Origin of the sequence: Gaetbulibacter aestuarii (genome assembly GCF_039537665.1) — a bacterium.
In the GTDB taxonomy this organism is placed as follows: Bacteria; Bacteroidota; Bacteroidia; order Flavobacteriales; family Flavobacteriaceae; genus Gaetbulibacter_A; species Gaetbulibacter_A aestuarii.
The window spans coordinates 213,162-225,678 of sequence record NZ_BAABAY010000007.1 but is presented as its reverse complement, the minus strand read 5'-3'; the positions used below and the strand labels follow the sequence as shown (position 1 = coordinate 225,678).

Annotated in this window: 13 protein-coding genes; 7 read left to right on the top strand and 6 right to left on the bottom strand. The window is 37.0% G+C overall.

All coding sequences use genetic code 11. The annotated features are described in order from the left end of the window. Positions 1-4: 4 nt before the first annotated feature. On the top strand, positions 5-946 hold the full coding sequence (locus tag ABD682_RS14035; RefSeq protein ID WP_344742312.1) for an NAD(P)H-dependent flavin oxidoreductase: 942 nt from the start codon (positions 5-7) through the stop codon (positions 944-946). On the opposite strand, the gene ABD682_RS14030 is transcribed toward ABD682_RS14035, so the two are convergent. Beyond that, complete coding sequence (locus ABD682_RS14030) at positions 943-1,881, bottom strand: TolB-like translocation protein (RefSeq protein ID WP_344742204.1); 939 nt, start codon at positions 1,879-1,881, stop codon at positions 943-945. The genes ABD682_RS14035 and ABD682_RS14030 overlap by 4 nt on opposite strands. A gap of 127 nt (positions 1,882-2,008) precedes the next feature. On the opposite strand from ABD682_RS14030, the gene ABD682_RS14025 reads away from it, so the two are divergent. Genes ABD682_RS14025 through ABD682_RS14015 form a run of 3 tightly spaced genes read left to right on the top strand, consistent with a single transcriptional unit; the run spans position 2,009 to position 4,196 of the window. Next, entirely contained in the window at positions 2,009-3,385 is a 1,377-nt protein-coding gene (locus ABD682_RS14025; protein WP_344742203.1) for an MATE family efflux transporter, read from the top strand. An 8-nt stretch (positions 3,386-3,393) separates the two neighbouring features. Further along, positions 3,394-3,621, top strand: coding sequence for a hypothetical protein (locus ABD682_RS14020; RefSeq protein ID WP_344742202.1), 228 nt, complete (start codon positions 3,394-3,396; stop codon positions 3,619-3,621). A 5-nt stretch (positions 3,622-3,626) separates the two neighbouring features. Continuing rightward, positions 3,627-4,196: a phosphatase PAP2 family protein gene (locus ABD682_RS14015; protein ID WP_344742200.1), complete on the top strand. Its 570-nt coding sequence runs from the start codon at positions 3,627-3,629 to the stop codon at positions 4,194-4,196. Here the strand turns inward: ABD682_RS14015 and meaB are convergent. Next, complete coding sequence (gene meaB / locus ABD682_RS14010; RefSeq protein ID WP_344742199.1) at positions 4,170-5,255, bottom strand: methylmalonyl Co-A mutase-associated GTPase MeaB; 1,086 nt, start codon at positions 5,253-5,255, stop codon at positions 4,170-4,172. The two genes, ABD682_RS14015 and meaB, sit on opposite strands and share 27 nt — an antisense overlap. A 63-nt stretch (positions 5,256-5,318) precedes the next feature. Continuing rightward, positions 5,319-5,879, bottom strand: coding sequence for a DUF2911 domain-containing protein (locus ABD682_RS14005; protein WP_344742198.1), 561 nt, complete (start codon positions 5,877-5,879; stop codon positions 5,319-5,321). Between the two features lie 161 nt (positions 5,880-6,040). Here ABD682_RS14005 and ABD682_RS14000 point away from each other — a divergent pair, with 161 nt between their 5' ends. From ABD682_RS14000 to ABD682_RS13990, 3 genes are read left to right on the top strand one after another with little or no spacing between them, the layout of a single operon-like run. After that, a complete protein-coding gene (locus tag ABD682_RS14000) occupies positions 6,041-6,592 on the top strand; it encodes an RNA polymerase sigma factor (protein ID WP_344742197.1) in 552 nt (183 codons plus the stop codon). Next, positions 6,576-7,166, top strand: a complete 591-nt coding sequence (locus tag ABD682_RS13995) for a hypothetical protein (protein WP_344742196.1) — start codon at positions 6,576-6,578, stop codon at positions 7,164-7,166. The genes ABD682_RS14000 and ABD682_RS13995 overlap by 17 nt, the downstream gene beginning before the upstream one ends. An 11-nt stretch (positions 7,167-7,177) precedes the next feature. Beyond that, entirely contained in the window at positions 7,178-8,674 is a 1,497-nt protein-coding gene (locus ABD682_RS13990; RefSeq protein ID WP_344742195.1) for a hypothetical protein, read from the top strand. Here ABD682_RS13990 and miaA read toward each other — a convergent pair whose 3' ends face one another. The 3 genes from miaA to ABD682_RS13975 are packed head-to-tail and all read right to left on the bottom strand — an operon-like array spanning position 8,675 to position 12,398. Further along, a complete protein-coding gene (miaA, locus tag ABD682_RS13985; RefSeq protein WP_344742194.1) occupies positions 8,675-9,580 on the bottom strand; it encodes a tRNA (adenosine(37)-N6)-dimethylallyltransferase MiaA in 906 nt (301 codons plus the stop codon). Then, a complete protein-coding gene (locus ABD682_RS13980; RefSeq protein WP_344742193.1) occupies positions 9,573-10,421 on the bottom strand; it encodes an ion transporter in 849 nt (282 codons plus the stop codon). Before ABD682_RS13980 ends, miaA begins: the two co-directional genes overlap by 8 nt. Positions 10,422-10,436: 15 nt before the next feature. Then, positions 10,437-12,398, bottom strand: coding sequence for a DUF3857 domain-containing protein (locus tag ABD682_RS13975; protein ID WP_344742192.1), 1,962 nt, complete (start codon positions 12,396-12,398; stop codon positions 10,437-10,439). Between the last annotated feature and the right edge of the window lie 119 nt (positions 12,399-12,517).

The following is a 12,517-nucleotide window of genomic DNA, read 5'->3' as shown; positions in this document are numbered from 1 at the left end:
TATGATGGAAAATAGAATTACAAAACTTTTCGATATAAAATATCCCATTATACAGGCCGGTATGGTTTGGAATAGTGGTTGGAGATTAGCATCAGCAGCCAGTAATTCAGGAATTTTAGGATTGCTGGGAGCAGGTTCTATGTATCCTGAGGTGCTTCGTGAACACATTCAAAAATGTAAAAAAGCGACATCAAAACCCTTTGGAGTGAATGTGCCATTGATGTATCCAAATATTGAAGAGATCATGAATATTATTGTAGAGGAAGGTGTAAAGATCGTATTTACTTCTGCCGGAAATCCTAAAATCTGGACCAATTGGCTTCAGGAAAAAGATATTACCGTTGTCCATGTGGTGAGCAGTTTAAAATTTGCTTTGAAGGCTCAGGACGCCGGTGTTGATGCCATTGTTGCTGAAGGTTTTGAAGCAGGAGGTCATAATGGAAGAGATGAAACCACCACCTTAACCCTGATTCCGATAGTTAAAGAAGAGATTCAGGTTCCATTAATTGCAGCTGGTGGTATTGCTACCGGAAGAGCAATGTTGGCAGCCATGGTTCTTGGCGCCGATGGTGTGCAAGTGGGAAGTAGGTTTGCAGCCAGTGAGGAAAGTTCTTCGCATGCTCTCTATAAAAAAGCTATTGTTGATGCCAAAGAAGGGGATACGCAATTAACATTAAAAGAACTCGCGCCTGTTCGTTTGATCAAGAATAAATTCTACAATGAGGTACAGGAACTTTATAAAAAATGTCCAACACCTGATGATCTTAGAACCCTTTTAGGTCGCGCTCGAGCTAAAAAAGGGATGTTCGAAGGGGATATGGATAATGGTGAATTAGAGATTGGACAAGTTTCCGGACTTATCCATGATATAAAACCAGTGGCTCAGATCGTCCTTGATATGGTTACAGAATTTGAAGCTGCTAAAAAGTCTGTAGGCGAGCTTTAATGCTCATTTAAAATTTCACCTAATTCTATTTGGTACAATCGGCTTTGCCCGTTGCTATATTTTCGAAATTCTTTTAATACAGAATCAAGATCCAGAGCATCCGGGGTTGGTGCACTTTCTACTGCGCGTTCACTTGTAAAAAAGAAGGTATTGGTATTATAATCTACAAACGGACTGTAATCTAATTTTTTACTGTTTACAGGGGTATCTAAATGTTGTGCAGGAGTCCAGGTATTTTCTTTTTTAAAACGGATATACATATCACCGCTGCCAAAACTATCCTCGCGCTGGTAACTTCCATAGATAATGTAGGATTCATCGGGAGCAATGAAAGCATTATAATCGTAACCATCTGAATTTATGGTTTCAGGCAATTTCACAGGGTTATGATAACTTCCATTAATATATAGGCTAAAATATAAATCGTCCCTGGTTTTTTGATCAGGATCTTCACGGGTGAAATACATATTATTATTATCAGCTAAAGAAGGATAAAACTCATTAGAATCAGAGTTAACGGGAGCTCCCAAATTTATAGGTTCAGACCAGTTCACGTTTAAATTATCGCGTTGTACATACCAAATATCATAATCTTTCGTGTCTTTAGAGTTGCTATCTAAAGGGCGATTCGAAACAAAATAAAGTCTTAAACCATCTTTTGAAAAGAAAGGTTCCATGTCGTGAAATACGCCTGAGAATGACGCAGGTTTTGGATTTTCCCAACTTCCGTTGTTTTTTTTCAGGGTTATTAGAACCGATCTGTCTTTTAAAACATTTTGAGCAGAAAAGAAAAGCTCATTGCCATTAGGTGAAATTGCCAGATCACGCACATTTGGGAACATTTCAACAATTTCCTTAAAATCAACCGGCCTTGCATTTTGAGATAATCCGAAAAAAAAGCTCAAACCTAAAGTAAAAGAAATAAATACTTTCATTTTTAAAATTTGATACAAATTAAACAAAGTCAGTAAGATAGCTTCCAAAAAAATTGTTAATCTTATGCGTAGATAAATTATTCTCAATTACATTGTTTAAGCTACAGGATACGCTTATTTTTGCCCCATGCAATTATCCGACTACACAAAAGAATTTAACTACAATCTTAAACTGGCCACGCCGGTGATGCTTGGTATGTTGGGGCATACTTTTGTGAGTTTTATGGATAATGTGATGGTTGGGCAATTAGGAACGGCCGAACTTGCAGCTGTGTCTTTAGGTAACAGCTTTATGTTTATCGCGATGTCTTTGGGTATTGGTTTTTCCACGGCTATAACCCCTTTAGTAGCCGAGGCTGATGCCGCAAACAATTTTGAACAAGGTAAATCCGCCTTTAAGCACGGTCTGTTCTTATGCAGTTTGCTCGGTATTTTACTTTTTTTATTAGTGCTTCTGGGGAAACCAATGATGTATTTGATGAAGCAACCTGAAGAAGTCGTTCAATTGGCCATACCGTATTTAGATTTGGTAGCCCTTTCTTTAATTCCGCTGATAGTGTTTCAAGCCTTTAAACAATTTAGCGATGGTTTGTCGATGACGCGTTTCCCCATGTATGCGACTATTTTAGGTAATATTTTGAACATTGGTTTAAATTACTTGTTGATCTTTGGAAAATTTGGTTTCCCTGAGATGGGCATTGTAGGAGCAGCTTACGGTACTTTAGTGTCCAGAGTGGTTATGGTGATTTATTTATGGTGGTTATTGAAAGGTAAAGAAGCTTCTAAAGCTTTTGTAACTCATGTTAAGATTTTTGTTTTAAACCGGAAGATGATCGATAAACTTTTGGCTCTCGGAGCGCCGAGTGCTATGCAAATGTTCTTTGAAGTAGGTATTTTTACCGCTGCGATCTGGTTAAGTGGTCTGCTTGGGAAAAATCCTCAAGCGGCCAATCAAATAGCATTGAATTTGTCGTCTATGACCTTTATGGTGGCTACCGGACTTAGTGTTGCTTCAATGATTCGTGTTGGCAACCAAAAGGGTTTGAAGAATTATATTGAACTACGCCGCATCGCCTTTTCAACCTTTCTGTTGGGTATTATTTTTGCCGTGACCTTCGGATTATTATTTTTAATTTTTCATTCAGAATTACCCAAATTATATGTTGATTTTAAAGATCTAGCGAATTTGGCGGATAATACGGAAGTCGTAAATACGGCTTCAAAACTATTGCTGGCTGCAGCTATTTTTCAAATAAGCGATAGTATTCAGGTATTGGTTTTAGGCGCTCTTCGAGGTTTGCAGGATGTTAAAATACCTACGCTAATTACTTTTCTTTCTTACTGGCTGATTGGCTTGCCAATAAGTTTGTATTTTGGAAATGAAAAAGTTTATGGTAGTTTCGGAATTTGGTTAGGCTTACTTGCCGGATTAACTACCGCAGCAATTTTGTTGTATATTCGATTCAATTATCTGACGAAAAAGTTAATTTTGTCTCATCATTAAGCTTTACTATGGCACTTCCAAAATTTATTTTAGGTGATAACTCAGATTATCCAAACGCTATTTATGTGATCCATACTGAATTTCCACGATTCATTATCAATTTAGAAAATGATGACGTAGAATGGTTTGAAGAATTCGACGTCGAAGATCAAAAAGAATTGGAATCTGAAGCAGAGCACGCCATCAAAATGGCCACCGAGTTTTACGATAACGAAATTTCCAAGTACGAAGAATAGTCATTATGTTAGATAAACTAATAGCCTACGATACTTCTCTTTTTTTATTTTTAAACGATTTAGGATCAACAACATGGGATTGGTTTTGGTTAACAATCACCAACAAACTCACTTTTATTCCGCTTTACGCTTTCTTGCTTTATTTATTATATAAAGCCTATGGCTGGAAGGCTTTACTGATAATGGTAGTAACCATTGCTCTGATGATCACCTTTACCGATCAATTTACCAACATGATCAAACGCACTGTACAACGACCAAGACCTTGCGGTAATCCCGATATTATTGACCAAATGCGTTTTATTGCCGTGCGCTGTGGCAAGTATGGTTATTTTTCAGGGCATTCATCAAACTCCATGGCAGTGGCTGTGTTTGCAGGTTTGATGCTCAGAAAATATTATAAGAATCTTATTTTCTTCTTGTTATTTTGGAGTGCAGTTGTTGGTTATAGCCGCATTTATGTTGGTGTACATTATCCGTTAGATGTATTAAGCGGATTCACCTTTGGCGCCATATCTGGTTTCTTATTCTATAAATTGACCCTGTATCTAGTCGGTCGCTTTTCCCAAACCTAATAACAAATCAGCTGCCGCGAAAGGGGTTGTTTTATTGGCTTCGATAAGTTCTAACTGTGTTTTTAAGGCTTTTTTGATCTCCGGTCTATTGAAAAAAGAGGCCTTTAATTGATCTTCAATGGTTTGAAGCAACCAGAATTTATTTTGTTCCTGACGCTTTTTATCGAAATACTTATTCGCCTTGGTTTTTTCTAAGTATTCTTGAATTAAGTTCCAAATGGTATCAATACCTGTTTCTTCCAAAGCACTACAAAGCGTTACCCGAGGTTGCCACTGCGATGCTTTTTCAGGGTAGAGGTGAAGCGCTCTTTTGAATTCGTCTCGTGCCAATTTTGCCTGTTTCAAGTTATCTTCCTCGGCTTTATTAATAGCAATAGCATCTGCCATTTCAATAATACCGCGTTTAATGCCTTGTAATTCATCACCGGCACCTGCAAGTTTCAAAAGCAAAAAGAAATCAACCATACTATGAACGGTAGTTTCACTTTGCCCCACACCAACGGTTTCAATTAAAATAACATCAAAACCGGCAGCTTCACAAAGGGTTATGGTTTCTCGCGTTTTTCGTGCAACACCACCAAGCGATTCTCCTGAAGCCGAAGGTCTAATAAAAGCATTTTCATTTTTTACCAGCCGTTCCATGCGCGTTTTATCACCCAAAATACTGCCTTTCGTAACCGAACTACTGGGGTCGATAGCCAATACGGCAACCCGTTTTCCATGCTCGGTTAAATAAGCACCAAAAGCTTCAATGAAGGTGCTTTTGCCAACACCGGGAACACCGGTTATTCCTATGCGTACCGATTTATTGGCATGTGGTAAACAGGCTGTAATAATATCGTTGGCCTGAGCGAGATGTTTGAGGTTCTTACTTTCAATCAAGGTAATAGCCCGACTCAAGGCTGTAATATCACCTTTCAGAATAGCGGAAGTAAGTGCGTTAGTATCCAAAGAAAGCTTACGTTTACTTTTTATGGATTTAACCGCATTTGGGTTGGTGATTTCTGAAGAAGAAACCCCTTCTTGTTCCGATAATGCCGATTTCGATTTTTTGCTCACTTATGCCTGTTTTTAATAAATGTACAATATTATTTTAAAAGCAAAAATGAAGCAGGAGAAATACTATTTATGTTTCAGAGGAATTGAGATTTTGGTTTGATCCCAGGCCATGGTGAGATACAGTTTTCCGGTAGAATTATCAAAACCAATAGTAAATTGCTCAACCACATGATCCATATGTTCTACAGGAATTTCTACGGTAAGCACATCATAATTAGGATCCCACATCGGGCGCATTTCAGAATCTACACCCCATTCGTATTGTTTCGAATTGAATAATATGGTCCAGGTTTCTTCTTTTGGAACGGTCCATAACGTATATTTTCCTGCCGGAAGGCGCATACCTAATATTTGAAGGTCCTGATTAGTTTCAAAGGTGGTGGCTTCATTCGCCCCGGTTCGCCAAACCTGATCATAAGGAACAAGTCCACCAAATATTTTTCGATCTCTTTTATATGGGCGATTATAAAACACTTTAAGCTTTAGATCATTCATCTCAAACTTCACAGTATCTTTTGGACTTAAACGGGGAGAAAATATATTTTCAACAAAAACAGAGTACAAAAATAATCCTAATGCAATGATGGAGAGTACAATTAGGATACGTTTTAAAAGGGTGTTCATATTAACTTTTTATTCAGTTATAAAGATACTTTAAATGTGATAATTACTAAAATGCAAACGTACAATAATTTTTCTTGTTATATTTTTTTGAAAAAATTGCAACACTTTAATTTTTATATCGTCTTTAAGAATAGACTAACTTAGACCAAAAGTAGCTTTACATGTTTCAGGTAGACATCATTGAAAAGTGCAAACAGAATAACCGAAAAGCACAATTACAATTGTATAATCAGTATTGTGACGGGATGTATATTGTTGCAAAACGGTTTGTAAAAGATGCCGCTGAAGCGGAAGATGTTGTTCAGGAAGCCTTTATAAAAGCCTTTACCAAGCTGCATCAATATAAAGCTGAAGTGACTTTTGGAGCCTGGTTAAAACGTATCGTGGTGAACAAGAGTATTGATTTTTTAAAAGCTAAAAAACAACGTTTCGTAGATCTGGAAGATGTGCATTTAAAAGCCGTGGATACAGATACTCAGGATAATTGGATGGTGGAAGATCATTTAACCCTTGAAGATGTTAAGGAAGCTATTGAAGCATTGCCCGATAAATACCAATATGTAGTGATGTTGTACTTAATTGAAGGTTACGATCATCAGGAAATATCTGAAATTTTGAACATTTCTGAAGTCGCTTCAAGAACCCAGTTATCACGAGGAAAAGTAAAATTACAAGACCTATTAAAATCTAAAAAAAATGGCACAAGATATTAGAGAATTATTTAAGAACGACAACCTGTCGCAGGAGAAAATGCCAAAGCATCATGAAAAGCGTTTTCTTGAAAAATTAGATAAGGCCTTGCCTGAGAAGAAATCGGGGTCTTATTGGTCCTGGATGCAAATTGCCGCTAGTGTTGTTGTCATCTTAGGTTTGAGCTTTGGTGGTTATACCTTTTTTAAGCATGACCCAAAGCCTGTTCCTAACACAATAGCCAATACGAATACAACCAATATTTCAAATAATAATTCAGGGCTTGGAAGTGTGTCTCCAGATCTGAAAAAAGTTGAAAATTATTATTTGGCAAGTATCAGTTTAGAGTTGTCTAAAATAAAACCAACTCCCGAAACCAAAGAGCTTTATGATGATTATCTGGAACAGATAGCCACTTTGGATAAAGAATACAAACGATTATCTCAAGAACTCGAGACCTCAGGGCTTTCAGAACTAACGGTTAATGCTTTGATTGACAATTTAAAATGGCGATTGAATCTATTATATCGGCTTCGAGAGCAAGTAAAAATACTGAACACTGATTCAGAATTAAATCAAAATCATAAATCAATTTAAACAATCAAAAAATGAAACAGAATGTAATTAAATTATCGCACCTGGTGCTGTGCTTTTTGCTGGCGACCACAGGGTTTAGTCAGGAAAAAGTCTCTAAGACCTCAAAATCTTTAAAGGCAGACAAAAATGTAGCTATCGACCTGAACACCAGTTACACCAATATTATTTTCGATACATGGAACAAGAATACGGTGAGTATTGAAGCTTATGTTACCGGAGATAATGTGAGTAAAGAGGAACTCCAGAAAGTAGCTGATGAATGGAACATCGACATTGATGCCAATTCCAACAAGATCACCATTACTACAAAGGGAGATGGCCCCATGTGGCATTTGAGAAACAATGCTGAAATTAACGAGGCCGTTTCAAAAGTTATGGAAGAGCTAAAATTTGAATTAGCCGATCTTCAAAATCTTGACTTTAATGTTGAGATTCCACCGATGCCTGAAATGGCGAACATGCCACCCATGCCACCCATGCCACCTATGCCACCGCTTCCTGAACTACCTGAAGGAGCTGAAAGTATGAGTTTCGATTATGAAGCTTACAAAAAGGATGGTGACAAATATTTGGAAGAGTATCGTAAGCGCGTAGGATCCGTTTATAACGACGATTACGTGAAGAAAATGGAAGCCTGGGGTGAAAAGTATGGAAAGGAATTTGAAGAAAAATACGGTAAGCAAATGGAAGAATGGGGTGAGAAATTCGGAAAAGAATTTGAAGAAAAGTATGGTAAAAAAATGGAGGAATTGGGTGAGCGCTATGCTCAACAAATGGAGGAGAAGGCTAAACGCATGGAAGCTCAAGCGGAGGAACGAGCCAAAGCTCATGAGGCCAGAGCCAAATTACGTGAAAAACAAGAGGATTTACGTCATAAACAACGTGCCATGATGCGAACTCAAAGCCTGGATCCTTCTAAAAGTAAAATTAAAAAGACCATAAAGATCAGAATGCCAAAAGACGCTAAATTAAAACTTGATGTGCGTCATGGTGCTTTGGAGTTTGCCTCCAACATCGACGATCTGAGGGCTGATCTTACCTATTCAAAACTAACAGCTGAGAGCATTAATGGAAGCAAGACTTCCATTAATGCCTCTTATTCTCCGGTTTATGTAAAAACCTGGAATTTAGGAGAATTACATTTGAATTATGTAAAAGACGCCAAACTCGATCTGGTTAAGAACCTGATGCTAACCGCGAACACGTCCAGTGTAAAAATTGATAATTTTAATGGTAACGCCGTTATTGAAAGTAATATCGGGGATTTAGAAATCTCAAATATCAGTAATGATTTTACGAATTTAAATTTAACTCTTGAAAACAGCGAGTCGTTTGTTGCGTTACCTCAAGTAGACTATCTTTTGAGTTATAAAGGAACCCGTTCTAAGTTTTTAAATTCGGAAGCATCACCTTTAGATCCTTCAGTTTCTTCCTATTCCAATGAAAAAATGAATAGTAATAAAACCATTTTGATCGACTCAAAATTTAGTGAGGTTACGCTGGAGTAATCAGGACAATTCCTGTTCAATTCGCGCCATGATCTGCTCCGGATTTGTATCGTGATCGAACCACAGCGTAGCTTCATTTCTTTTAAACCAGGTTAGTTGTCGTTTTGCAAAATGCCGACTATTTTTTTTGATTTCACTTACCGCAGTCTCCAAATCCCAATCACCTTCCAAATACTTAAAGATTTCCTTGTAACCTACCGTATTCAAGGCATTTTCTGATTTAAATGTCTCTAAAGCCTTTACTTCATTTAATAAACCTTCATCCATCATCAAATCAACACGTTTATTGATTCGGTCATAAATAAGTTTCCTTTCCGCTGTTAAACCTATGGTTATGGTTTTAAATGGGCGTTCATTTGTTTTATTTTTTAGAAATGAACTATAGGGTTTGTCTGTTCCGATACAAATTTCTAAGGCTCTAATAACCCGATGCGGATTATCGATGGCGATATTTTCATAACTTTTTGGATCCAGGGTTTTTAATTGTTCTTGTAGTGTTTTTAAACCTTCCTTTTGAAGGATTTCATTTAGATTTTCACGAATTTCCGGATCAACATCAGGAAAATCATCCAAACCTTTGGTTACCGCATCAACGTAAAGTCCCGAGCCTCCAACCATAATTACAACGTTGTGTTTTTTAAAAAGAGAATCGAGACATTCCAAAGCGTCTCTTTCAAAAGCACCAACATTATAATTGTCTTTTATAGATTTGTGATGAATAAAATGGTGTGGTGCTGCAGCTCGTTCTTCCGCCGTAGGCGCAGCAGTTCCAATTTGCATTTCCTTGAAAAACTGCCTTGAATCAGCAGAAATAATCTCGGTTTTAAAGTAATTGGCCAAAAGGATACTCAGCCTGGTCTTGCCAATTGCAGTAGGTCCAACAATGGAAATGAGTACCTTATCCATGATTTAATTTATAACCGCAATTGTAACAATATTCGGCGTTATCCCGATGATTTCCAGCTGAACAATTACTACACGATTGGGTATTTAAATTGACATCTGGTACCGATGTGTCTTTATTTTTCTGGCTGGTATATTCGGCAGAAACAATGCCTGTCGGTACCGCGATAATACCGTAACCAAGGATCATTACCAAAGAAGCAATAAACTGTCCAAGAGGTGTTTGCGGTGCAATATCGCCAAATCCTACTGTGGTTAAAGTTACAATGCACCAATACACACTTTTAGGGATGTTGGTAAAGCCATTTTCTTCACCTTCCACCATATACATGATGGTACCCAGAATGATGGATACAATAAGGACGACGAATAGGAATACAAAAATTTTTGCCTTACTGGCTTTTAATGCATTTACTAAATTTTTTGAAGCACCCAAATATCGGGCGAGTTTTAAGATTCTGAAAACACGCAAAAGGCGCAGAGCTCGCAAAGCCGCCAGGGCATGGATACCCCCAAAAAAGAAGGAAATGTATTTGGGTACCGTCGATAAAAAATCGATGATCCCATAAAAGCTAAAAATGTATTTGAAGGGTTTTTTAACGCAAATTATACGAGCAACATATTCCAAAGAGAACAAAATGGTGATTATCCATTCTGCCCAGTTTAATATGTTGTAATGTCGCGTACCGAAGCCTTTGATACTTTCCAACATCACAATTAGGATACTGGCTACGATAACAATCAGGAGTATAACATCGAACAACTTTCCGGCAGGGGTGTCTGCCTCATATATGATCTCATGAAGTTTTTCCCTCCAGTTTTGGTTATTTGCTTTGGATGCCATTTAGTGTAAAACCACTTAAACTTTCTTTAGTACAAGAACCGAATTTTTTTGGATGTCTACAATTTTACTTAGGAATTTTTTCAAATAAGGATAGAATTCAGGAGCATAGAGCGATTCCTTAAAATCAACACGCATGGTAAGATTAATGGTATTCCCTAGAACTTTACTCGATAAGGCCAGGCGACCGGCATTATTTGGAAGCGTTACAATGGTTTCTTTTAAATTGCTTTCAACGGTATAGGCCTCACCAAGGTTTAATTTATAAATGTACATGAAACTTTTCTTGTAACCGAAATCAATAGGATAACTGCGTTCCTGAAGTTTAAAGGGATTTTCATTCCACCACCGGATAATGAATGGATTTATATAAACCAGATCACCGGTGTTTTCAGGGTTGTACTCAACTTTAAAGGATTCTTCAAAAGTGTCATCGGATTCATTCTGATCGGGTACTTCATAATCATAAATTTCTATGAATGGTGAGGTGTTTTGTAGCTTTTCAACATATTGATCCGGATTAGGATAATAGGATTCACTTAAATTCATTGCCAAATAACCTTTACTTTTTCCTGAAACTTCACCAACAAAACCGAGATCATCATCAAAATCAACATCTACCTGGTACATCATTACAGAGGTGCTTTTCGGATTAAGATCGATCCACTGACTGCCATGATCAAAATCCATTAATCGACCGTACTGATTCAAACATCGAAAGGGTAAATAGCCAAAAGCGTTGAACTTATCTGAGGCATCCAGCAAATAGTTTTTCCCGTTTATAGTAGCTTGAATAATGATATAATTAAAATCGGATAATACCGGATATAATTTAGTAGGAAATCCGTTTTGCCGGGTAGAGACCAAAACAGGTTTTACAGTGATATCCGCTTCTTCGAGTAGATTATGTAAAAGAATATTAATGGATCCAATATTACCGGATCTATTCTTTACGAGATCCTTGACATCGGTTTCTGAAAAAATTCGAGTATGGCCATCCCAGGTATAATTGTTCTGCACGTATTTGTAAATAGCTTTAGCACGTTTTAGAGCATCAGGCTCAGACAGTATACCGGAACTTAAAAGATCTTTGGCATCAACAGATTTTTTAAGTTGTCTTCCAATGTTCTGATCGGTCTTTACTTCATTATCAACGGCATCCCAAGACTTGGTATATTTTGTTACTGTACCATCAAAACCTTTAAATTCTTTTAGTTCATAGCTTATTCCGGCGCGATAATTTGATTCGCTGGTCATATAATCTTCATCTACAAAAGCGGGAATATCTTTCATGGCATAGAAAGCCTTAAAACAACCAGCTGAGGCGCCGGAGATGTAACGTAAACAATCTTTTTCAACATCACTCTTGTTAATTAATAGTTTTTGAGCACCTGTAAGTTTAATATTGTATTCCCAGTTTGCGGGTATGCTTGCTTGATATTCGCTGTAAAGTTTTGGGATATCACCTTGAAAATTCCAGGGGTAATAATTAAAAAAATACGGGGAGATCACTTTGTAGGAATAGGTGATTACCGATCCTTCTTTAATATGCGGTAATGTAAATTTTACAAGTGTTCGTTTCTCATCGTATTCTTCTTTAAAAATATCATTTTTATCCAACTGGTATTTTTCTACTTTACCATTTTCCAGGTTATACGTAGTTGCTGTTATATCTTTAATTTTTTCGTAGTGTCGGCTATCGCCTTTATATAGTAAAACCTGAACATTAGCTTCATCAAAACCTTCCTTATTAAATATTTTGATCTTGTATTTAACCTCCGTATTCAGGTCATATTCTTTATTATCAACATAGCTTTTTCCACTTTCAAAAAGAACCAGGGCATTAGCAGTAGAATCCTTTTCATAATGCGTCAAATTAATGTCGCTCAATGAAACGCGATAATTGAATTCTTCAGGGGTTTGACCCATAACTAAAAAGCTGATTAGGAGTAGACTTAGGGAGAAATAAAAAGTTTTCATGGTTGGTTTAGTTGGTTTTTAGTCTAAATATATCAGAATATTTATTTTTATTGAAATTGAAATATAGAACTTATCTGATATGAAAAGATGAAAAATCTTTAGCATTTAAATATAGTGTT